This window comes from Cytobacillus sp. (assembly GCF_032154635.1).
Taxonomy (GTDB): domain Bacteria; phylum Bacillota; class Bacilli; order Bacillales; family Cytobacillaceae; genus Cytobacillus.
The window spans coordinates 1-22,703 of record NZ_JALDXW010000037.1 but is presented as its reverse complement, the minus strand read 5'-3'; the positions used below and the strand labels follow the sequence as shown (position 1 = coordinate 22,703).

At 37.3% G+C, this 22,703-nt stretch carries 20 protein-coding genes; 9 read left to right on the top strand and 11 right to left on the bottom strand.

The genetic code is table 11. The features are described 5' to 3' along the window. Positions 1 to 48 precede the first annotated feature (48 nt). The gene (yyaC, locus tag RUH74_RS19650) at positions 49 to 696 is read left to right on the top strand and encodes a spore protease YyaC (protein WP_313803111.1); all 648 of its coding nucleotides are present in this window, start codon (positions 49 to 51) and stop codon (positions 694 to 696) included. 80 nt (positions 697 to 776) lie between these two features. On the opposite strand, the gene RUH74_RS19645 is transcribed toward yyaC, so the two are convergent. The 11 genes from RUH74_RS19645 to rpmH all read right to left on the bottom strand — a co-directional run bounded on the left by RUH74_RS19645 (position 777) and on the right by rpmH (position 11,391). Beyond that, positions 777 to 1,490 (bottom strand): DUF554 domain-containing protein, encoded by a 714-nt coding sequence (locus RUH74_RS19645; RefSeq protein ID WP_313803109.1) that lies wholly within the window; start codon positions 1,488 to 1,490, stop codon positions 777 to 779. Positions 1,491 to 1,644: 154 nt separating this feature from the next. Beyond that, on the bottom strand, positions 1,645 to 2,487 hold the full coding sequence (locus RUH74_RS19640; RefSeq protein ID WP_313803107.1) for a ParB/RepB/Spo0J family partition protein: 843 nt from the start codon (positions 2,485 to 2,487) through the stop codon (positions 1,645 to 1,647). Next, positions 2,480 to 3,241: a ParA family protein gene (locus RUH74_RS19635; RefSeq protein WP_313803105.1), complete on the bottom strand. Its 762-nt coding sequence runs from the start codon at positions 3,239 to 3,241 to the stop codon at positions 2,480 to 2,482. The genes RUH74_RS19640 and RUH74_RS19635 overlap by 8 nt, the downstream gene beginning before the upstream one ends. 296 nt (positions 3,242 to 3,537) lie before the next feature. Continuing rightward, complete coding sequence (gene noc, locus RUH74_RS19630; RefSeq protein ID WP_313803103.1) at positions 3,538 to 4,416, bottom strand: nucleoid occlusion protein; 879 nt, start codon at positions 4,414 to 4,416, stop codon at positions 3,538 to 3,540. Positions 4,417 to 4,621: 205 nt separating this feature from the next. Beyond that, the gene (gene rsmG / locus RUH74_RS19625) at positions 4,622 to 5,338 is read right to left on the bottom strand and encodes a 16S rRNA (guanine(527)-N(7))-methyltransferase RsmG (protein ID WP_313803101.1); all 717 of its coding nucleotides are present in this window, start codon (positions 5,336 to 5,338) and stop codon (positions 4,622 to 4,624) included. A 25-nt stretch (positions 5,339 to 5,363) separates the two neighbouring features. Further along, positions 5,364 to 7,253, bottom strand: coding sequence for a tRNA uridine-5-carboxymethylaminomethyl(34) synthesis enzyme MnmG (mnmG, locus tag RUH74_RS19620; protein WP_313803099.1), 1,890 nt, complete (start codon positions 7,251 to 7,253; stop codon positions 5,364 to 5,366). Between the two features lie 194 nt (positions 7,254 to 7,447). After that, positions 7,448 to 8,833 (bottom strand): tRNA uridine-5-carboxymethylaminomethyl(34) synthesis GTPase MnmE, encoded by a 1,386-nt coding sequence (gene mnmE / locus RUH74_RS19615; protein WP_313803097.1) that lies wholly within the window; start codon positions 8,831 to 8,833, stop codon positions 7,448 to 7,450. A gap of 430 nt (positions 8,834 to 9,263) precedes the next feature. Beyond that, the gene (jag, locus tag RUH74_RS19610) at positions 9,264 to 9,884 is read right to left on the bottom strand and encodes an RNA-binding cell elongation regulator Jag/EloR (protein ID WP_313803095.1); all 621 of its coding nucleotides are present in this window, start codon (positions 9,882 to 9,884) and stop codon (positions 9,264 to 9,266) included. Beyond that, positions 9,881 to 10,660 (bottom strand): YidC family membrane integrase SpoIIIJ, encoded by a 780-nt coding sequence (spoIIIJ, locus tag RUH74_RS19605; protein WP_053478304.1) that lies wholly within the window; start codon positions 10,658 to 10,660, stop codon positions 9,881 to 9,883. Before spoIIIJ ends, jag begins: the two co-directional genes overlap by 4 nt. Positions 10,661 to 10,791: 131 nt before the next feature. After that, positions 10,792 to 11,181, bottom strand: a complete 390-nt coding sequence (gene rnpA, locus RUH74_RS19600; protein ID WP_313803137.1) for a ribonuclease P protein component — start codon at positions 11,179 to 11,181, stop codon at positions 10,792 to 10,794. Positions 11,182 to 11,256: 75 nt separating this feature from the next. After that, positions 11,257 to 11,391 (bottom strand): 50S ribosomal protein L34, encoded by a 135-nt coding sequence (rpmH, locus tag RUH74_RS19595; protein WP_053478303.1) that lies wholly within the window; start codon positions 11,389 to 11,391, stop codon positions 11,257 to 11,259. A 719-nt stretch (positions 11,392 to 12,110) separates the two neighbouring features. On the opposite strand from rpmH, the gene dnaA reads away from it, so the two are divergent. The 8 genes from dnaA (at position 12,111) to RUH74_RS19555 (ending at position 22,467) form a co-directional block, all read left to right on the top strand. Beyond that, positions 12,111 to 13,457: a chromosomal replication initiator protein DnaA gene (gene dnaA, locus RUH74_RS19590; RefSeq protein WP_313803091.1), complete on the top strand. Its 1,347-nt coding sequence runs from the start codon at positions 12,111 to 12,113 to the stop codon at positions 13,455 to 13,457. A 174-nt stretch (positions 13,458 to 13,631) separates the two neighbouring features. Continuing rightward, positions 13,632 to 14,768: a DNA polymerase III subunit beta gene (dnaN, locus tag RUH74_RS19585; protein ID WP_313803089.1), complete on the top strand. Its 1,137-nt coding sequence runs from the start codon at positions 13,632 to 13,634 to the stop codon at positions 14,766 to 14,768. Positions 14,769 to 14,897: 129 nt separating this feature from the next. After that, a complete protein-coding gene (gene yaaA, locus RUH74_RS19580; RefSeq protein WP_313803087.1) occupies positions 14,898 to 15,110 on the top strand; it encodes a S4 domain-containing protein YaaA in 213 nt (70 codons plus the stop codon). A gap of 86 nt (positions 15,111 to 15,196) precedes the next feature. Further along, positions 15,197 to 16,315 (top strand): DNA replication/repair protein RecF, encoded by a 1,119-nt coding sequence (recF, locus tag RUH74_RS19575; RefSeq protein WP_313803085.1) that lies wholly within the window; start codon positions 15,197 to 15,199, stop codon positions 16,313 to 16,315. A 9-nt stretch (positions 16,316 to 16,324) separates the two neighbouring features. Further along, positions 16,325 to 16,573 (top strand): extracellular matrix regulator RemB, encoded by a 249-nt coding sequence (gene remB, locus RUH74_RS19570; RefSeq protein ID WP_313803083.1) that lies wholly within the window; start codon positions 16,325 to 16,327, stop codon positions 16,571 to 16,573. A gap of 107 nt (positions 16,574 to 16,680) precedes the next feature. Beyond that, positions 16,681 to 18,603, top strand: coding sequence for a DNA topoisomerase (ATP-hydrolyzing) subunit B (gene gyrB / locus RUH74_RS19565; RefSeq protein WP_313803135.1), 1,923 nt, complete (start codon positions 16,681 to 16,683; stop codon positions 18,601 to 18,603). A 149-nt stretch (positions 18,604 to 18,752) separates the two neighbouring features. Next, positions 18,753 to 21,281, top strand: a complete 2,529-nt coding sequence (gene gyrA, locus RUH74_RS19560; protein WP_313803081.1) for a DNA gyrase subunit A — start codon at positions 18,753 to 18,755, stop codon at positions 21,279 to 21,281. A 94-nt stretch (positions 21,282 to 21,375) separates the two neighbouring features. Next, positions 21,376 to 22,467: an HD-GYP domain-containing protein gene (locus tag RUH74_RS19555; RefSeq protein ID WP_313803079.1), complete on the top strand. Its 1,092-nt coding sequence runs from the start codon at positions 21,376 to 21,378 to the stop codon at positions 22,465 to 22,467. Positions 22,468 to 22,703: the final 236 nt, after the last annotated feature.

Here is a 22,703-nt window from a genome sequence, read left to right as displayed (position 1 = left end):
CATTATTGTTCATGAATATTTAAGTTACTAGAAAAAGGGGTGGAACCAGTGAATTTACGAAGTAATCTGTTTGATAAAAAAGACGGTGCAGCAAGAATTCCTTATGATGAGACAAATGCGGCAGGGGAATTAGCAAAGGCAATTAAACATCTATTGCCAATTGGAATAACTAGCCGCCCAGTTGTTATAGTCTGCATCGGTACAGATCGTTCAACTGGTGATTCATTGGGGCCACTTGTCGGTACACTGCTTGAAGAGAAAAAGCTATCCTCTTTTTTTGTATACGGCACACTTGAAAACCCTGTCCATGCAGTTAATCTAGCTGAAAAATTAGACGAGATTAAAAAGACTCATTGCAATCCATTTATTATTGGAATTGATGCCTGCTTAGGCCGTTTAAAAAGCGTTGGCGTCATTCAAGCTGGAGAAGGTCCTGTAAAGCCTGGGGCAGGTGTAAATAAGGATCTTCCTGAAGTAGGCCATATTCATATAACAGGGATTGTCAATGTAAGCGGATTTATGGAGTTTTTTGTTTTGCAAAATACAAGGCTTCATCTTGTACTAAACATGGCTAAAACGATTGCCAATGGGATATACAAGGCAAGCTTAGCATATGATTCCAGTCCTATTATATCGGCGTTTAAATGGGAATCTGACAAAGAACAGGACATTCAAGGCAGCATTGGAAAAGCATAAGCGCCTTGAACATCACCGGACACAGAAGAGAACTTTATAAATGAAATGACTAAAAAGCTAGATTTCCTCTCTATTAGTTGCTAGACATATAAACGATATAAATAAAGGATGGTTACAATTATACCCGTTACTAGAATAGCCGGGAGTAGATTTGCTACGCGAATTTTTGTTATTCCCGCCAAATTCAAACCGATAGCAAAAATCATAACCCCTCCCGTAGCAGTCATTTCTGTAATAAAACTATTCATTAGCTCTGTCGGCACAAATCGATCAATTTGCATCGCAAAAAGTGCAATCAATCCTTGATAAATAACTACTGGGAACGCAGAGAACAGCACCCCAATCCCAAGTGTCGTCGCTAATATTAATGCGGTAAATCCATCAATAATTGATTTCGTATAGAGTACATTATGATCGCCTCTTATCCCGCTATCTAATGCACCGATAATGGCCATGGCACCGATGACAAATATTAATGTAGCTGTTACAAACCCCTGTGATATACTGCCTTGATCACTTGAACCAAGCTTTTTTTCAAGCCAGTTTCCGAGTGCGTTCAATTTATCCTCCAAAGCGAAGTATTCGCCAAGTACCGCACCAAAAACGAGACTTAAGATTACAATTAAAAAATTTTCACCTTTCAATCCCATTTGCAGACCGAGAACCATAACAGCAAGTCCGATCGCATACATGACTGTTCCCTTCATATTCTCAGGAATGCGATTAAGCCGTTTTCCGATCATTGTTCCAACAATAATCAATAATCCGTTGACAAGCGTACCTAGTAGAAACATCTTCTTCACCTAATTCAGTTTATTTCGAAAATCGAATATTTTTAAAATACACTACCATGAATCTCTTCTTCTTTACAACCTTTTTTTTATTATTTAATCCTCTTCTAAATAAAAAATCGTAAAAAAATAACCATCTAATAGATGGTTAAAAGAATTACTTTTTCTCTAATAATTCTATAATTCGTTCTAAATCTTCCTTTGAAAAAAACTCTATTTCAATTTTCCCTTTATTCTTTGATTGCTTAATGGTAACAGTTGTTCCAAATCGATCACGCAGGGAGGACTCACGTTCTCTAATAAAAAGATCTTTTTGATTCACTGGTTTCTTTGTTTCACGTGGAACATTATTCAGCTGTTGAATAAGCTGTTCAAGCTGCCGGACATTCAAATGATCCTTGATTATTTTTTCTACAACTGCCGGAAGCTTATCCTTATTTCTTAATCCTAAAAGTGCTCGTCCATGACCCATGGAAATTTTCCCTTCCGTAATAAGCACCTGAATTTTCGGAGGAAGGGAGAGCAATCGAATATGGTTGGCAATATGAGGTCTGCTTTTTCCTAGACGCTTTGCTAATTCTTCTTGTGTTAGCTTGAGCTTTTCCATTAATAGCTGATAGGCTGTTCCTTCTTCAATCGGGGATAAATCCTCGCGCTGCAAGTTCTCTAAAACGGCAAGCTCCATCATTTGCTGTTCATTTAACTCTCTTACAACCACAGGAACCGTTTCAAGCTTCGCTTCCTTTGCCGCTCGGAAACGTCTTTCACCAACAACAATTTCATAGCCTTTAATACTTTTGCGAACAATGATCGGCTGAAGAATGCCATGTTCGATTATTGATTGCTTTAACTCTTCAATCGCTTCCTTGTCAAATACTTTCCGAGGCTGATAAGGATTGGGCCGCAGCTCTTTTATTCGAACTTCTTGAACCGTTTCTTCCTTCACGGTCTCCATATTTGTAAAAAAAGCATTTAGTCCTTTTCCTAAGCCTTTAGCCATTCGAAACCACTTCCTTTGCCAAATCGATATATACTTCTGCTCCACGGGATTTAGGATCATACGTAATAATTGGCTCACCATGGCTTGGCGCTTCACTTAAACGAATATTTCTAGGAATAATCGTTTGATACACTTTATCTTGAAAATACTTTTTCACTTCTTCAATAACTTGCAATCCTAAATTTGTCCGTGCATCAAGCATCGTTAACAAAACACCTTCAATTTTCAATTCATGATTTAAGTGCTTTTGGACGAGGCGGACAGTATTTAATAGCTGACTTAATCCTTCTAACGCGTAATATTCACACTGAACTGGGATAATGACTGCATCTGATGCGGTCAACGAGTTTAGTGTAAGTAAGCCTAGTGAGGGAGGACAATCAATAATTATATAATCATAGTCTTCCTTAATCTCTTCCAGCGCCCTCTTTAATCTTACTTCTCTGGAAATCGTCGGCACTAATTCAATTTCTGCTCCTGCTAACTGAATGGTCGCTGGAATCGCATATAAATTTTCAACAGAAGTTGCCATAATTACTTTTGAAGCTTCTACATCATCTACTAGAACATCATAAATACATTGTTCCACATCTGCCTTTTCAATCCCAACACCACTTGTTGCATTTCCTTGCGGATCAATATCGACGATTAAGGTCTTCTTACCTATGTATGCCAAGCATGCGCCAAGATTTACTGAAGTAGTCGTTTTGCCCACTCCGCCCTTTTGATTCGCAATTGCAATGACTTTGCCCACGAAATCACCTACCTTCATCTTCAATTAAGGTTATAGAAAGCATATATGTGAAAAAATCCAACGTTTAAGAAATGAATAAACTGCCATATTGAAAAATGGCAAGCACGTAATCTATTTTAACATGAAAAAGGATAGAGAATATTCTTTTTGTTAAAAATATGGAGAAGGAAAAATGTAGATGTGTAAAAGCCTGTGGTGCACACACGCAGAAAATGATCCAAAAGAACGATCAATGTTCTGCATGCATACCCCACAGGCAGTAATATACTTATCGATATCTATTAATTTTATGAAAGCTATTTCTTTTTAGGAATTTTTATTGTGATCTGGTAAAATTCATCAAATTCCTCTTCTTTGGAATCTAGATTAATTCCGCTATCCGATACCATTGACAGCGATTGGCGAATCGTATTGACCGCAATTCGCATATCCTTGCTGAATGCTTTTCTTTTTGGCTTTGGTTTTGAATTACTTTGTTCAAGAAGCCTAATTACACGGTCTTCTGTCTGCTTAACGTTTAGATTTTTTTCTATAATTTCTTCTAGCATTTTCACCTGTTTTTCAGGATTTTTCAATGGGATTAATGAACGTGCATGTCGTTCTGTAATCGCCTTACTTAATAAAGCATCCTGAACAGGCTGAGGAAGCTTTAATAGTCTAAGTTTATTAGCAACTGTAGACTGCCCTTTACCTAAACGCTGGGCTAATGCCTCCTGCGTTAGATTATGCAATTCGAGAAGCTTTCCATATGCTACGGCTTCTTCAATTGGGGATAATTCCTCCCTTTGAAGATTTTCAATTAATGCAACAGACGCTGTCTCCGTATCATTTAAATTTTTCACAATAGCTGGTACTTCATCCCAGCCAAGCTTCTTCATTGCTCGCCATCTGCGTTCGCCAGCAATAATTTCAAACTGGCCATTTTCAAATTCTCTTACAACAATCGGTTGAATAATGCCGTGTGTATGAATGGTTCGTGACAGTTCCTCAATTCGATCATCATCAAATACCGTTCTTGGCTGAAAACGGTTAGGGACAATAAGGTCAATGGGAATTTTCTTTACCTCTTCAAATTCCTCAATCCTCTCTATATCCACTTGTTCTTCGATCTTTTCCGCTTCTACTTGTTCTCCCTTTTCGCCTAGGCCAAAAAAGCGTGAGAAAGAATGCTTCATCACCCTGCACCACCTTTACGAAACTCCCTATTACATATTCTCTATAAAAATGACAAGTCCTTCCGAATTACTATATTAACCTGTTTTTCCGTACTAAAATTGTGAACATTTTTGTTCTTTTCATTTATGAACTACTATTTCAATTTTACAGAGATCTATTTCATTAACCCATTCATTATGCCATATTTCTATGAAAAACGTAACATTATTCAATTGGTGTCTTATTTGGAGTACCTGGCTTTCTTGGGTACTTTTTCGGGGTAGATTTTTCTTTTTTGATAATTAATATATTCCGTTCACTTTCTTCTTGCGGAAGTGTAAAAGAATAAGATTGATTAAGCTTTCCTCCTAAGACGGCAATCGCCTTCTTCCCAGCTTCTAATTCCTCTTTCGCACTTGCACCCTTCATAGCTACAAATGTACCGCCAACCTTAACAAGCGGCAAGCAGAGCTCACTAAGCACAGATAGTCTTGCTACAGCCCTCGCTGTAACTACATCATAAGCTTCACGATGCTCCTTTTTCTGACCAAAGGTTTCCGCTCGGTCATGGATAAATTGGACATTTTTCAAGCCCAATTGATTTGAAAGATGCTCTAAAAAACTAATTCGTTTATTTAACGAGTCTACGATTGTTACATGCAGTTCTGGAAAGGCAATTTTAATAGGCAGGCTAGGAAATCCTGCACCAGCACCTACATCACAAATATGTATTGGCTCTTTAAAATCAAAATAAAAAGCAGCCGTAATCGAATCATAAAAATGTTTTAAATACACCTCTGGCTTATCAGTAATAGCCGTTAAGTTCATTTTTTCATTCCATTCCACTAATGTAGAATAATATGTTTCGTATTGTTGAAGCTGCTGAGGGGAAAGCGAAATCCCCTTCGCCCCCAGCATTTCAATAAATTGTTCTATATTCATCGCCAAGTCCTTTCCAAATGTCACTCTATTCGTTTGAAACTCTTGCGATCCGCCCTTGCTCAATATAAATCAGCAAAATTGATATATCTGCTGGATTTACACCAGAAATTCTTGAAGCTTGTGCAATAGATAAAGGCCGAACTTCTTTTAAATTATGTTTCGCTTCGGTTGCAAGCCCATTAATGGCATCATAATCGATATTCTCTGGAATTTTCTTATCTTCCATCTTTTTTAAACGTTCAACTTGCTGAAGGGATTTTTCAATATACCCCTCATATTTAATTTGAATTTCTACTTGCTCTTCTACATCCGCATCAAGCATCTCTTCATGAGGAACAAGTTTCTGAATATGCTTATACGTCATTTCAGTTCTCTTTAACAGATCAGAAGCCCGAATCCCATCCTTTAGTTCACTTCCGCCCAAACTGTGAATCAATTCTTGAACGTCAGCAGACGGCTTAATGATCGTTTTTTGAAGTCTATTAATTTCTCCTTCAATTGACTGCTTTTTTGCCATGAATTTTTGGTATCGTTCTTCCTTAATAAGACCAATTGAATAGCCAAGCTCTGTTAAGCGTAAATCTGCATTATCATGACGCAGCAATAAACGATATTCTGCACGTGATGTGAGCAAGCGGTACGGTTCAGATGTTCCTTTTGTGATGAGGTCATCAATCATCACCCCAATATAGGCATCAGAACGGCCTAAAATAACTTTTTCTCTTCCTAGCGCCTTTAAACCAGCATTAATTCCAGCCATTAAACCTTGTCCAGCAGCTTCTTCATAACCAGACGTGCCATTAATTTGACCGGCAGTAAATAAGTTTGTTACCTTTTTTGTTTCTAATGTTGGCCATAGCTGTGTTGGCACAATTGCATCGTATTCAATGGCGTATCCTGCACGCATCATTTGCGCATTTTCTAAGCCAGGTACACTTCTAATTAGACGATGCTGAACTTCCTCAGGTAAGCTTGTAGAAAGCCCCTGAACATATACTTCCTGTGTATTTCTTCCTTCTGGCTCCAAGAAAATCTGATGACGTGGCTTATCGTTGAAACGAACCACCTTATCCTCAATTGATGGACAATAGCGCGGACCTTTTCCTTGAATCATTCCAGAGTACATTGGCGACCGATGAAGATTGCTATTAATAATTTGATGAGTTTCTTCACTCGTATATGTTAACCAGCAAGGCAGCTGATCTGTAATATACTTTGTAGTCTCATATGAAAAAGCTCTTGGTGTTTCATCCCCAGGCTGGATTTCTGTTTTGCTATAATCAATCGTATGACTGTTTACCCGAGGAGGTGTACCTGTTTTAAAGCGGACTAAATCAAAACCAAGTTCCTCAAGGTGCTCAGAGAGCTTAATAGAAGGCTGTTGATTATTCGGACCGCTTGAATATTTCAATTCCCCTAAAATGATTTCTCCTCTTAGGAAAGTACCTGTTGTAATAATGACTGTTTTAGAGGTATAGACTGCGCCAGTTTGAGTTACTACACCTTTGCAAACACCATCTTCCACAATTAATCTTTCGACCATTCCTTGAATAAGTGTCAAGTTCTCTTCTTCTTCAAGAATTTTCTTCATTTCGTGCTGATACATGAATTTATCTGCTTGTGCCCTTAAAGCGCGGACAGCTGGACCTTTTCCTGTATTCAGCATTCGCATTTGAATATGGGTTTTATCGATTACTTTCCCCATTTCTCCGCCTAGTGCGTCTATTTCCCGAACAACGATTCCTTTAGCCGGTCCGCCGACTGATGGATTACACGGCATAAAGGCAATCATATCTAAATTGATTGTCACAACTAATGTCTTTGCACCTAGACGTGCTGATGCAAGGCCAGCCTCACAGCCTGCATGACCTGCGCCGACAACGATGACATCATAATTTCCTGCTTCATATGGCATGATGCTGCCTCCTTCATTACTTCTTTTATTTTATCTATTTTCGTAAACATTGTAGCTAATTAATCCTTAATTGGCAGAGGTTGAATTCCGCGGGGTGGGCAGGAGTCTTGCACCATCCTCTCCATTCAACTTAGCCTTTTTCAAACATCAAACATCAATCTATTTTAAAATAACGATCCTTTAGAAATTGACTTTTATTTACCTAAACAAAATTGCGAAAACAGCTGGTCAATAAGACTCTCATGAACACTATCTCCGATAATTTCACCAAGTATTTCCCATGTTCTTGTTAAGTCAATTTGAACAATATCTATTGGTGTTCCCATTTCAACTGCCTGTATCGCTTCTTCAATTGAATGCAATGCTTGATTAAGAAGGGCAATATGGCGGGTGTTAGATACATAAGTCAAATCCCCTGCTTCAATCGATCCTTCAAAAAATAATGAAGCGATTGCTTCCTCTAATTCATCTACGCCTTTATCTTCTAATAATGATGTCGTTACAAGCTTGTGATTTTTTGAAAGCTCTTGGACTTGTTCCATATCAATGACTTGAGGTAAGTCTGTTTTATTAACAATCACGATCACATCCATGCCCTCAACTGCTTTAAATAAATTTTCATCTTCTTTCGTAAATGGCTCAGAATAATTAAGAACGAGCAGAATCAAATCTGCTTCTTTTAACACTTGCCGTGATCTTTCTACACCAATTCGTTCTACAATATCCTCCGTTTCACGAATTCCAGCCGTGTCTAATAATCGCAATGGTACTCCACGAACGTTGACATACTCCTCAATCACATCTCTAGTCGTCCCAGGAATATCCGTGACAATTGCTTTATTTTCATGCACTAGACTATTCAGTAATGATGATTTCCCTACATTTGGCCGCCCTACGATTACGGTTGAAAGTCCGTCCCGCAAAATTTTCCCCTGCTGAGAAGTCCGGAGCAGCTTTTCAATCTCCTCTTTTACATAGGTTCCCTTTTCTAACAGCATTCGATGTGACATTTCTTCTACATCATCATATTCAGGATAGTCAATATTCACTTCAACGTGAGCCAATGTTTCTAATATTTCTTGGCGAAGCTTTTGAATAAGCTTAGATAAGCGCCCCTCCATTTGACCTAAAGCCAAATTCATCGCACGATCAGTTTTAGCACGAATTAAATCCATAACTGCTTCAGCCTGCGATAAATCTATCCGTCCGTTTAAAAATGCCCGTTTTGTAAATTCTCCGGGCTCAGCAAGTCTTGCCCCATTCGTTAGCAGCAGCTGGAGCACACGATTAACTGAGACTATACCCCCATGACAATTTAGTTCAACAACATCCTCTTTCGTAAAAGTTTTTGGACCTTTCATAACGGATACCATTACCTCTTCTGCTACCTGTTCCGTCTTTGGGTCAATAATTTGACCATAATGAATCGTATGGGAGGATACTGTTTGTAACCTTTTTCCACCCATTCCCTTAAATAATTTATCTGCAATCGCAATGGCCTGATCACCACTTAATCTTACAATGGCAATGGCTCCTTCACCCATTGGTGTAGAAATAGCCGCAATTGTATCAAATTCCATTTAAAACCCACCTCACTTACTGCCTCAAAAAATCCGTTTATCCCAAATAAATAGAATAGCACATGCTTATTTTTAAGAAAAGAATCGCGTACCTCATATCTGCAATTATCCACAAGCATTGTTTGATCAGCATTCTACGTTCTTTTTATCCACATCTCTTAAAAATTATTATGCTTTATTTTAACTTATCCACATGTGAATAACAATAAAACCATATGATAATTCATTTTCTAGTATTATTGCACAAAATAAAAAAAGACAAAAAAACTCCCAATCCATGGATTGGGAGTTAAAGCCGCTTTTCTATTTGTCTAGCTCCAGCGGCTACCCCCTCGAGGTCATAAGCCCAGCCGTCCAAAAGGTTAAATAGGCAACCTTTCAGCCGGCTGGTCTTATGCTTGTTGGGGGTGACCAAGCCGCTTTCGCTTTTCTACTTTATTGGTGAGATAACAAGATGGCGATGCGGATCGGTTCCACTAGAATATGTTTTTACTCGCTTATTTTCTGCCAGAGCAGCATGAATTACTTTTCGTTCGTATGAAGGCATTGGTTCTAATGCTACATTTTGGCCCGTTCTTAACGCCTTTTGCGCTAATCGTTCCGCTAATTGCGTTAAGGTATCGTTACGTCTTTTTCGATAATCCTCTGCATCAAGCAAGACATTTATATATTGATCTGAGTAGCGATTGATAACAAGCTGTGTTAAATATTGTAATGAGTTTAACGTTTGTCCCCTTTTTCCAATTAAAAGAGCAATTTTCTCTCCAGTTAGGATAAATTGGATATTCCGCCCTTCGCCCGCTACTTCTATCTCGATCGGAGCACCCATTTTTTCACTAATATCTACCAAGAACTTCTTTGCTTCCTCAATTGGGTCTTGTTTCAAAACAGCCTTCACAATTGCTGGCCTCGCGCCAAAAATACCGAAAACACCTTTTTTCCCTTCATCAACAATCGTAATCTCTACGCGCTCTTTTGTCGTCTGTAATTGAGCGATTGCCGACTTTACTGCTTCCTCGACTGTAGTCCCCGTAGCAGTTACTTGTTTCACTTTTTTGCTCCTCCTGCATTACCGGTTGCTTTTGCATTCTTAAGCTCCGGCCCTTTAATAAAGTACGTTTGAACAATCATAAAGATATTCCCTACAACCCAGTATAATGATAGAGCAGCTGGGAAGTTAATCGCAAAGACAATAATCATGATCGGCATCAGCCAAAGCATCATAGCCATTTGCGGGTTTTGATTCGCTGTTCCAGCCATCATCATCTTCTGCTGAATAAATGTAGTTGCCCCTGCAATTAACGGCAATAAATATATGGGATCTGGCGCCCCGAGATCAAACCATAGAAAATTATGGTCAGCAATTTCTCTCGTACGAGTAATTGCATGATAAAAGCCAATTAAAATCGGCATTTGAATGATTAAAGGAAAACATCCAGCTAGTGGATTGACACCGTGCTGCTGAAATAATGCCATTGTTTCCTGCTGCAGCTTTTGCTGTGTTTTTTGATCCTTTGAGCTGTATTTCTCTCTCAATTTTTGCATTTCAGGTTGAATTGCCTGCATAGCTTTTGAACTTTTCGTCTGCTTAATCATGAGTGGCAGCAAAAATAAGCGAATGATGATTGTAACTAGGATGATAGATAATCCAAAGCTCCCGCCTGCAAATTCTGCAACTTTAATGATAAACAATGAAAGCGGATAAACTATGTATTCATTCCAAAAGCCTTCACTCTCTGAAGTAATTGGCTGTTTAATCTCCGTACAGCCCGATAATAGAGCGATAACGAAAATTAATCCAATTACCAGAAATACTCTTTTTTTCAAACGTTTTTTCCTCCTAACTGCTTAGAAAATAATTATATTTATTTATTCCCTGCATAAACACAGACTTACAAATATTTTAGCATCTTTACTTGCTATTGTCTTTAAATTAAGCAAGCTCAGAAAATTATAGTTTATTTTTCTTTGGGGGCAAAATACTGTTGTCCATTATTGCCAGATTTTTGTTTTTTCAAAACCCTAGAGAGCTTTAATACATGGGTTAGACTTTTTTTTATTTCCTCTAAACCCATTTCAGCTACTGGCTTTCTAGCAATAATAATATAATCAAATTGGCTATGTATTTCATTCTCCATTTCGTGAAATGCCTGGCGGATATATCTTTTTATCTGATTTCGTGTAACTGCATTTCCTATTTTCTTACTGACTGAAAGGCCAATTCGAAAATGCTCCTGTTCTGGCTTTTTTAACGAATAGACAATAAATTGGCGATTTGCAAATGACTTCCCTTTCTTAAAGGCCTCTTGAAATTCTTTATTTTTTTTTACCCTATACTGTTTTTTCATCGTCATTTACACCACCTTTAACCCAATACGTATTTCTATGATTATGGAAAAAAAGACCACTGACGTTTCAGTGGTCTAAGCAGATAATACTTTTCTTCCTTTACGACGACGACGAGCAAGTACATTACGTCCATTAGGCGTACTCATACGACTACGGAATCCGTGAACCTTACTTCTCTTACGCTTACTTGGTTGGTAAGTTCTTTTCATTATATGACACCTCCCTCGAGGAATAGCTGCTAAAGACAGTCTTAACTATTATAAAGATGCTACTAGAATATTGTCAACTCTTGATTATAGAAGTTGAAAATCTTTTTTGAAATTTGAAAAGATCTACACTAGGAGAGTTTACTCTTTTTTCTGCTTTCTGTCACTCAAAAATTTATATTTTAATAAAGTAAATTTCTGCAAGAGAATCTACTCCATTCGCCTTGTGGATAAAAATTCGACAGCCTTTTCATTATCCACAACACATATTGACAGCTTTTTCACATAATCTTATCATGTGGACAATTTTTATACCCAATATGTTATGCTTGTGGATAATATCTGAAAAACCGTTGCACCTCATAGTATTATCTGTTATCATAATTGTGTTTTCACTCTTAATAATTTATTGTGTATAACTCCTTTATCCACAGATTGTGGATATGATGTGGACAGTTTATTCGAATGGTTTGTAAAACATTGTCCACAGGTAGTGGATATTGTCGAAACCCTACTTTACTTCCTTATTATATATTTTTCCACATTTTCATTTCGATTAGTTCTAATTTAATAGACTAAATAGCTCTAGGTTTAAACAAGGATAAAGCAGGACCCATAAACTATAAAGATGTTTTATTAAATATAGGTTGTACGGCTTGTATAACCTATATTTTTAATGTGGAATTTGCCCGCATTAAAAAAGGCAAAAGGAGGGACAATGGTTGGAGAATATATCGGATCTTTGGAATAATGCTCTTGCTAAGATTGAAAAGAAAATCAGCAAACCAAGCTATGAAACATGGTTGAAATCAACAAAAGCTCACGCCCTTCAAGGCGATACATTAGTCATTACCGTTCCAAATGATTTTGCCCGTGATTGGCTTGAAGAGCGTTACTCCAAACTGATCTCAGAAATTGTCTATGAAATAACTGGGGAAGAATTAGGAGTAAAGTTCATTATTCCGCAAAATCAAGCAGAAAGTAATATGGATTTACCTAATCCGCCAAAGAAGGGGAAAAAAGAAGACGAGCAGCCAGAACTGCCTTCGATCATGCTTAATCAGAAGAATACATTCGATACATTTGTTATCGGTTCGGGTAACAGGTTTGCCCATGCTGCTTCTCTCGCTGTAGCGGAAGCACCAGCAAAGGCTTATAACCCTTTATTTATCTATGGTGGTGTAGGGTTAGGGAAGACACATCTAATGCATGCGATCGGACACTATGTTTTAGATCATAATCCATCTGCTAAGGTCGTTTATTTATCATCAGAAAAATTTACAAACGAATTTATTAACTCTATTCGTGATAATAAAGCGATTGATTTCCGAAATAAGTACCGTAAAGTTGATGTGCTTTTAATTGATGATATTCAATTCTTAGCCGGAAAAGAATCAACACAAGAGGAATTCTTCCATACTTTTAATACATTGCACGAAGAAAGCAAGCAAATTGTTATTTCAAGTGACCGGCCGCCAAAGGAGATTCCAACATTAGAAGATCGGCTTCGTTCTCGATTTGAATGGGGTCTCATCACTGATATTACTCCTCCAGATCTTGAAACAAGAATTGCTATCCTTCGCAAAAAGGCTAAAGCTGAAGGACTCGATATTCCTAATGAAGTAATGCTGTATATAGCTAATCAAATTGATTCAAATATCCGTGAATTAGAGGGAGCACTTATAAGAGTAGTCGCTTACTCCTCTTTAATAAATAAAGACATCAACGCAGATCTAGCCGCAGAGGCGCTGAAAGATATCATTCCTAGTTCTAAGCCGAAAGTAATTACGATCCACGATATTCAAAGAGTTGTAGGAGAGCATTATAATGTAAAGCTTGAGGATTTTAAGGCAAAGAAAAGAACAAAATCAGTTGCTTTTCCTCGGCAAATTGCTATGTATCTATCAAGAGAATTAACAGATTTTTCACTGCCTAAAATTGGTGAAGAATTTGGAGGAAGAGATCATACGACTGTTATTCATGCACATGAGAAAATATCAAAGCTTGTCCAAACAGATACTCAATTTCAGAAACAGCTGCGTGAAATTCATGAAATTCTGAAAGTATAATGTGAATAACTCTATTTCGCTTACACACAGTCTGTCCACATGTGGATAGGCTGTGTTTCCATTCAAAAAACTGAGTTATCCACATATCAACAAGACCTACTAGTACTTCTATTATTTTTTAAAAGAAAATATATAACTATACACCATAAAAAAATATATCGGAGGATTAAAAAAATGAGATTCATAATCCAACGGGATCGTTTAGTTCAAAGTGTTCAAGATGTAATGAAAGCTGTCACAAGCAGAACAACCATCCCTATTTTAACAGGGATCAAAATTGTTGCGACAACAGATGGAGTGACATTAACGGGCAGTGATTCAGATATTTCAATTGAATCTTTTATCCCAAAAGAAGAAGCTGAAGATGAAATTGCAGAAATTAAACAACCTGGAGCAATCGTTCTCCAAGCAAAATTCTTTAGTGAGATTGTAAAAAAATTGCCTACAGATACAGTTGAAATTCATGTTGAAAATCAATTGCAAACGGTAATCCGCTCAGGAAAATCTGAATTTAAGCTAAATGGCTTGGATGCTGATGAATATCCACATTTGCCGCAAATTAAAGAAGAAAATATCTTTAAAATCCCAACAGATTTATTAAAGGCAATGATTAGACAAACAGTATTCTCAGTGTCCACCTCAGAAACACGCCCCATCTTGACAGGTGTAAACTGGAAGGTTGGAAATGGTGAATTAACCTGTGTTGCAACAGATAGCCATCGATTAGCATTGCGAAAAGCAAAAATTGAGACAGAAGCGGATGATAGCTATAATGTAGTCATTCCAGGAAAAAGCTTAGGTGAACTAAGTAAAATCTTAGATGACAATAACGATTTAATTGATATTGTAATTACAGAAAACCAAGTTTTATTTAAAGCAAAAAATCTCTTGTTTTTCTCAAGATTATTAGAGGGCAATTATCCGGATACTTCAAAATTAATTCCGAATGAAAGCAAGACGAATATTGTCGTCAATACAAAAGATTTCTTACATGCTATTGACCGTGCTTCGCTGCTTGCTAGAGAAGGAAGAAATAATGTTGTAAAATTTACAACTATTCAAGATGGAATCATTGAAATTTCTTCAAATACACCTGAAATCGGTAATGTAGTTGAAGAACTTCAAAGCCAATCGATTGAAGGAGAAGAATTAAAAATTTCTTTTAGTGCTAAATTTATGATGGATGCATTAAAAACACTAGAAGGATCAGAAATTACGATAAGTTTTACAGGGGCAATGAGACCGTTTGTCATACGGCCAATCAATGATGATTCGATACTCCAATTAATTTTGCCAGTTCGAACATATTAAAAATAAATGAAAAAGCTGCTCGTACGTTTGCGGGTAGCTTTTTCATTTATTTATGTTACCTTTGAATATTAATCAGTTATTTAGTAGAATAAAGTATTAGAAGCTATTTTTAGATACAGAAAGAGTGAAATGATGACGCAAATAAAAATTAATACTGAATATATTGCCTTAGGGCAATTCCTGAAGGCTGCGGATGTAATCCAAACAGGTGGAATGGCGAAGTGGTTTTTAAGTGAATATGATGTTTTCGTTAATGGAGAGCAGGATCAAAGAAGAGGAAGGAAGCTTCGTAAAGGAGATAAAATCGATATACCTAATTATGGTTCCTTTGAGATCATTTGACAAATGATTCCTGCAGCAGACAGTTCAACATGAAGCAAAAAAAGCAATTGACCGAAGCTTTAAATAGCTAAAAGGATGTAGCGTCTATGCATATAGAGCAATTACTTTTGAAAAATTATCGTAATTATGAAGAGTTAGAGGTACACTTCGAAAACAAAGTGAATGTTATTTTAGGTGAGAATGCACAAGGGAAAACAAATGTGATGGAATCCATCTATGTATTGGCCATGGCAAAGTCTCATCGAACATCAAATGATAAAGATCTTATACGCTGGGATCAAGAGTATGCTAAAATAGAAGGACGGATACAAAAAAACTATGGTTCATTACCAATGCAATTGGTCATTTCCAAAAAAGGAAAAAAGGCTAAATGCAACCATATTGAACAGAAAAAGTTAAGTCAGTATGTAGGAAATATGAACGTTGTCATGTTTGCTCCCGAAGACCTTCATCTTGTAAAAGGCAGTCCGCAAGTAAGACGCCGTTTTATTGATATGGAAATTGGCCAGGTGTCCCCTGTTTATTTACATGATATCAGCCAGTACCAAAAAACTTTACAGCAGCGTAATCATTATTTAAAACAGATGCAAATAAAAAAACAATCCGATCATACAATGCTTGAAATTTTGACAGAGCAGTTTATTCAGATAGCTGTGAAGATTGTATCTAAGCGTTTTGAATTCTTGAGGTTGCTTGAGAAATGGGCGCTGCCCATCCATGAGGGCATATCCCGAGGTCTTGAAACGCTGAAAATAGAGTACAAGCCGTCAGCGGATGTATCAGAACAGCTAGAATTGTCGAAAATGATAAATGTGTATGAGGAGAAATTTGCTAAAATGAAAAATAGAGAGATAGAACGTGGAACTACTCTATTTGGACCACATCGGGATGATCTTCTTTTTTATGTGAATGGCCGGGATGTTCAAACATTTGGGTCACAGGGGCAGCAAAGGACAACCGCTTTATCTGTTAAACTGGCAGAGATTGAACTCATTCATTCAGAAATTGGTGAGTATCCGCTTCTTCTTCTTGACGACGTTCTTTCTGAATTGGATGACTACCGTCAGTCCCATTTATTAAATACAATACAAGGGAAAGTACAAACCTTTGTAACAACAACGAGTGTCGATGGAATTGATCACCAAACATTAAAAGAGGCAGCTGCATTTAATGTTAAAGCTGGCGGTATAACTAAGATTCAATGAGGTGAGTGTTTGTATATCCATGTCGGAGAAGATATTTTAGTTCGTTCAAGGGATATCATTGCGATTTTAGATAAAGAAAGTGTTAACTCTTCTAAGTACATAGAAGAGTTTTTAGAATGCCAGAATGATTCTGTTGTAAATCTTGCTAAAGGGTCTTTTAAATCAGTAGTTATCACTTCAAAGAAAGTCTATTTTTCCCCACTGGCTTCAGGAACATTGAAAAAACGTACGCAATATTCAGTTACCCACAATTATTAAATAATGAGAAGCTAGTAATAAAATAACCTGACAGTAAACGTCAGCTTTTATATAGATGATTGGTTTGTAAGTTATGCATAATGAAAGTGTAGGTGATCGATGTGTCAATAGAGCAAAAGGCTGCACAGGAACAGTCCTATGATGCGAATCAGATACAGGTGTTAGAAGGTCTTGAAGCAGTAAGGAAGCGTCCTGGAATGTATATTGGTTCTACAAGTGCTAAAGGTCTTCATCACCTTGTATGGGAGATTGTTGATAATAGTATTGACGAAGCATTAGCAGGATATTGTTCAGAAATTAATGTGTGCATCGAAAAGGATAATAGTATAACCGTAACGGATAATGGCCGGGGAATACCTGTAGATATTCAAGAAAAAATGGGTCGCCCAGCTGTTGAAGTTATTATGACCGTTCTGCATGCTGGAGGGAAATTTGGCGGCGGCGGATACAAAGTATCAGGTGGATTACATGGTGTCGGAGCATCAGTAGTAAATGCGCTATCTACGGAACTGGAAGTGTATGTCCACCGTGATGGCAAGATACATTATATAAAGTTTGAACGAGGAGTTCCTTGTGCGGATCTTAAAGTAATAGGTGAAACAGATCATACTGGGACAACTACTCACTTCAAGCCAGATAGTGAAATCTTCACGGAAACAACTGTATATGATTATGATACACTTGCTAACCGTATTCGTGAGCTTGCTTTCTTAAATCGTGGATTAAAGATTACGATTGAAGATAAGCGTGAAGAAAATAAGAAAAGTGAATATATGTATGAAGGTGGAATTAAGTCATACGTTGAACATTTAAATCGTACGAAGGATGTTATACATGAAGAGCCGATTTATATTGAAGGGGATCGTGACGGTATAAATGTTGAGGTTTCCATGCAGTATAATGACGGTTTCACTGGAAATATCCATTCCTTTGCTAATAACATCAACACGTATGAAGGCGGAACGCATGAAGTAGGATTTAAAACGGCGTTAACTCGAGTTATTAATGATTATGCTAGGAAGAATGGAATATTTAAAGAAAGTGATGCCAATCTTTCTGGAGAAGATGTACGTGAAGGATTAACTGCAATTATCTCTATTAAGCATCCTGACCCTCAATTTGAAGGACAAACAAAAACAAAGCTTGGAAATTCTGAAGTTCGTGCAATTACAGATACTATTTTTTCAGAAACACTAGAAAAGTTCCTGCTAGAAAATCCAGCAGTTGCCAGGAAAATTGTAGAAAAAGGACTGATGGCAGCACGTGCAAGGCTTGCCGCAAAGAAGGCGCGTGAATTAACAAGAAGAAAGAGTGCCCTTGAAGTATCAAGCTTACCTGGAAAATTAGCGGATTGCTCTTCTAAAGATGCTTCCATATCTGAGCTTTATATCGTTGAGGGTGACTCAGCAGGCGGTTCAGCTAAACAGGGCCGTGACCGTCATTTCCAAGCGATTCTTCCGTTAAGAGGAAAAATCTTAAATGTTGAAAAAGCAAGATTGGATCGGATTCTTTCGAATAATGAAGTAAGAGCGATGATTACAGCTGCAGGTACTGGAATAGGAGAAGATTTTGATATCTCTAAAGCAAGATATCATAAAATTATCATTATGACGGATGCGGATGTCGATGGCGCTCATATTCGTACTTTATTGTTAACCTTCTTTTATCGATATCTAAGACAAATTATTGAAGCCGGATATATTTACATTGCCCAGCCACCGTTATATAAGGTGCAGCAAGGGAAGAAAATTGAATATGCATACAATGACCGGCAGCTAGAGGAAATCATGAGCAGATTACCAAGCCAGCCAAAGCCAAATGTACAGCGGTATAAAGGTTTGGGGGAAATGAACCCTGGGCAGCTTTGGGAGACAACCATGAATCCTGAAACAAGAACGCTATTGCAAGTGAGTCTAGAAGATGCGATTGAAGCTGATGAAACATTTGAAATATTAATGGGCGATAAGGTAGAACCACGTCGTAATTTTATAGAAGAAAATGCACTTTATGTAAAAAATCTAGATATATAAATAGGATGCCAGGATAGACTTCAGATTATTCTATCCTGGTTTTACATAAAAAGGCGCAGCTGGACAAATAGAAAAGCGAAGGCGATCAGTCGCCAAATGATAAGCATGTAAACATGCTGGAAGTTTCACTTATAAGGGAGGTTCTTTAAATGGCCGAAACTCCGAAGTCTCAGATAAAAGAAAGAAATATAAGCACTGAAATGCGTGAGTCATTTCTTGATTATGCGATGAGTGTTATTGTATCTCGTGCATTACCAGATGTTCGAGACGGTTTAAAGCCTGTTCATCGCCGTATTCTATATGCGATGCATGACCTTGGAATGCACTCGGATAAGCCGTACAAAAAATCAGCTCGTATTGTTGGGGATGTTATTGGTAAATACCATCCTCATGGCGATTCAGCAGTATATGAAACAATGGTAAGGATGGCACAGGATTTTAACTATCGATACATGCTTGTAGATGGCCATGGAAACTTTGGTTCAATTGATGGGGACTCAGCAGCAGCTATGCGTTATACAGAAGCTCGGATGTCTAAAATTTCCATGGAACTTCTACGAGATATAAATAAAGATACGATTGATTATCAAGATAACTATGATGGAGAAGAAAAGGAACCTGTTGTTCTACCTGCACGTTTTCCTAACTTATTAGTTAATGGAACATCAGGGATTGCGGTAGGGATGGCAACGAATATACCGCCACATCAGCTTGGAGAAGTAATTGACGGTGTCTTAGCAATAAGTAAGGATCCCGAAATGACCATTCAAGAGTTAATGGATATTATTCCAGGGCCAGATTTTCCAACTGCTGGTATTATTTTGGGACGCAGCGGGATTCGTAAAGCTTATGAAACGGGAAGAGGCTCTATAACTTTAAGAGCGAAGGTAGAAATTGAGCAAAAGGCAAGTGGCAAGGAAGTTATTATTGTTAACGAAATTCCATATCAAGTGAACAAAGCGAAATTAATAGAAAGAATTGCTGAGCTTGTTAGGGATAAAAAAATTGATGGCATTACTGACCTTCGAGATGAATCTGATCGCGAAGGTATGAGAATTGTTATAGAGGTTCGTAAAGATGCCAATGCTAACGTATTATTGAATAATTTATATAAGCAGACAGCTTTGCAAACAAGTTTTGGGATTAACTTACTTGCTTTAGTTGATGGCGAACCTAAAGTTTTAAACTTAAAGCAATGTTTAGTTCATTATTTAAACCATCAAAAGGTTGTCATTCGCCGCAGAACAGAGTTTGAGTTAAGAAAAGCAGAAGCTCGTGCTCACATTCTAGAAGGTTTGCGTATTGCACTAGATCATTTAGATGAGGTTATTGCGTTAATCCGAAGCTCTCAAACAACAGATATCGCGCGTGAAGGATTAATGACGAAGTTTAATCTATCTGAAAAACAGGCACAGGCTATTCTTGATATGCGCCTTCAACGTTTGACTGGATTAGAACGTGAAAAAATAGAAGAAGAGTATGCTAGCCTAGTTAAACTAATTGGTGAACTTAAAGCTATTTTAGCGGATGAAGAAAAATTGTTGGATATTATTCGTGAAGAATTAAATGAGATTAAGGAACGTTTTAATGATGAGCGCCGCACGGAAATTGTTGCAGGTGGAATCGAGCAAATTGAAGACGAAGACCTTATTCCGCGTGAGAATATTGCCATTACATTGACTCATAAGGGGTATATTAAACGGCTTCCTGTATCGACCTATCGTGCTCAAAAGCGCGGAGGCCGTGGAATTCAAGGAATGGGAACAAATGAAGACGATTTTGTCGAGCATTTAATTACTACTTGCACCCATGATACGATACTTTTCTTTACCAATAAGGGAAAAGTTTATCGTTCTAAAGGGTATGAGATTCCTGAATTTAGCAGAACAGCTAAAGGGATACCCATTATCAATCTCCTTGGAATTGAGAAGGATGAATGGGTGAATGCGATCATTCCAGTAGAAGAATTTGTCGATGACTGGTTCCTATTCTTTACAACAAAAATGGGAATATCCAAGCGTTCCCCTCTGAGTTCGTTCGCACATATTAGAAATAATGGACTAATTGCATTAAATTTAAGAGAAGAGGATGAATTAATTTCTGTTCGCTTAACAGACGGCAATAAGGAAATCATTATCGGAACAAGTAACGGATTGCTTATTCGATTCCCTGAAACTGATGTTCGTTCAATGGGGCGTACTGCAACTGGAGTGAAGGGAATTAGCTTAAACGGTGATGATGAAGTTGTCGGAATGGAAGTTTTAGAGGAGAACTCTCAAATATTAATTGTCACTAAAAACGGTTATGGCAAGCGCACACCTTCTGAAGAATATCGTATTCAGGGAAGAGGCGGAAAAGGAATTAAGACATGTAATATAACCGAGAAGAATGGAAATCTTGTTTCTATGCGGGCAGTAACTGGGGAAGAAGACTTAATGTTAATTACAACTGGTGGAGTTCTGATTCGTATGGCGGTAAGCGATATTTCTACAATGGGACGTAATACCCAAGGGGTAAGATTAATTCGTTTAGATGAAAGTCAAAATGAATTTGTTGCTACTGTAACGAAGGTCGAAAAAGATGAGGATAAACCAGAAGAGGAATTAACAAAGCCAATCGAAAGTGCTGATTCACAAGATTCATACTTTGAAGATGATGGGGATAATGAGCAGGAGTAATAATAATGAGGAGGAACACAATTTAGTGTTCCTCTTTTTTATTAAAATGGAGTAGAATAGTATTTAGGACTCATGACATTTGAGGTGTGAAGAAATGCGTGTAAATATAAATGAGCTTCAAGAGGGATGTATTTTAACAGAAGATATATATAGTCTGACAAATCGCCCTATCGTTAGCAAAAAGACGGTTATTACAAATGAATTAATTGAAATACTAAAAGCTTTTTTAATTAGAGAGGTTCATGTAGACAACTTGATGGTTAATGGCTCTGCATTTCTGTCAAAAGAAGACTTGGATGATGCTGGAATTGAGCAGAAAAATCCTCCATCTATTACGGAAGCTAGTCTCGAAGATGCATTTTTAATTGGTGTCCGAGAGTATAAAAGAGAATTTAATAATTGGCAGGCTGGTCTTCCTATTGATATTTCAAAGATTAGGAATATCATGATCCCTTTAGTAGAGAAGTCAGAAAAAACCCCTTCTGAATTATTCTCTTTGCACCATCTATCAACACAAGATGAATATTTATTTCAACATGCCGTTGCGGTTGGGTTAATAAGTGCGTTTATAGGAAAAAAACTTAAAATGAATAAAGGGGACATTGTTCAGCTGGCTATAGGAGGATGTTTATCTGATGCTGGAATGGCAAAAATTAAACCGGCTATTTTAAATAAAAAATCTACTTTAACACAACAAGAATTCGAGGAAATGAAAAAACATACGACCTATTCGTATAAAATGGTTCAGAATATCTCCCTTTTAAGGGAAACGACAAAAATTAGCATCTTGCAGCATCATGAAAGATTAGACGGCAGCGGCTATCCATTAGGAGAGAAAGATAAGAAAATTAATATTTTTGCTAAAATCATTGGTGTTGCTGATACGTTCCATGCGATGACATGCAGCAGGCTATACAGACGGAAGCAATCGCCGTTTAAGGTGTTAGAAATGATGCTTCAAGATATGTTTGGAAAATATGATATTACTGCAATGAAGGCTATTGGGTCCGGAATTATGACTTTTTCAATTGGAAGCAGTGTAAAGTTATCTGATGATCGTATTGCAGAAATACTCTTTATAGAAGAAAAATCCCCAACGAGACCACTTGTAAAAATTAGCGATACAGGTGAAATTATTCATTTAGAAAAGAATCGCCAATTATTTATAGAGGAAGTACTAAAGTAGGCCTTACTTTTATGGTCTACTTTTTATGTATAAAAAACTGCTTGCAATTATTATGGTATGTTGATATAATAATTCAAGTCAGCAAGAGGAAAAGTTATTCAATAAAAGGACTTGACTTTTGATGACGAATATAATACAATAATAAAGTTGCTTCTTACATAAGAGGTTACAATATAAATAGTATTGCTCTTTGAAAACTGAACGAACAAAAAACGTCAACGTTAATTTTTAAGTCT

Bases quoted from the DNA above. Each gene is read 5' to 3' on its own strand.
- RUH74_RS19645 (WP_313803109.1), bottom strand. From the start codon at position 1,490: ATGTTTCTACTAGGTACGCTTGTCAACGGATTATTGATTATTGTTGGA.
- RUH74_RS19640 (WP_313803107.1), bottom strand. From the start codon at position 2,487: ATGGCTAAAGGCTTAGGAAAAGGACTAAATGCTTTTTTTACAAATATG.
- noc (WP_313803103.1), bottom strand. From the start codon at position 4,416: ATGAAGCATTCTTTCTCACGCTTTTTTGGCCTAGGCGAAAAGGGAGAA.
- rsmG (WP_313803101.1), bottom strand. From the start codon at position 5,338: ATGAATATAGAACAATTTATTGAAATGCTGGGGGCGAAGGGGATTTCG.
- mnmG (WP_313803099.1), bottom strand. From the start codon at position 7,253: ATGCCATATGAAGCAGGAAATTATGATGTCATCGTTGTCGGCGCAGGT.
- mnmE (WP_313803097.1), bottom strand. From the start codon at position 8,833: ATGGAATTTGATACAATTGCGGCTATTTCTACACCAATGGGTGAAGGA.
- rnpA (WP_313803137.1), bottom strand. From the start codon at position 11,181: ATGAAAAAACAGTATAGGGTAAAAAAAAATAAAGAATTTCAAGAGGCC.
- rpmH (WP_053478303.1), bottom strand. From the start codon at position 11,391: ATGAAAAGAACTTACCAACCAAGTAAGCGTAAGAGAAGTAAGGTTCAC.
- dnaN (WP_313803089.1), top strand. From the start codon at position 13,632: ATGAGATTCATAATCCAACGGGATCGTTTAGTTCAAAGTGTTCAAGAT.
- yaaA (WP_313803087.1), top strand. From the start codon at position 14,898: ATGATGACGCAAATAAAAATTAATACTGAATATATTGCCTTAGGGCAA.
- recF (WP_313803085.1), top strand. From the start codon at position 15,197: ATGCATATAGAGCAATTACTTTTGAAAAATTATCGTAATTATGAAGAG.
- gyrA (WP_313803081.1), top strand. From the start codon at position 18,753: ATGGCCGAAACTCCGAAGTCTCAGATAAAAGAAAGAAATATAAGCACT.
- RUH74_RS19555 (WP_313803079.1), top strand. From the start codon at position 21,376: ATGCGTGTAAATATAAATGAGCTTCAAGAGGGATGTATTTTAACAGAA.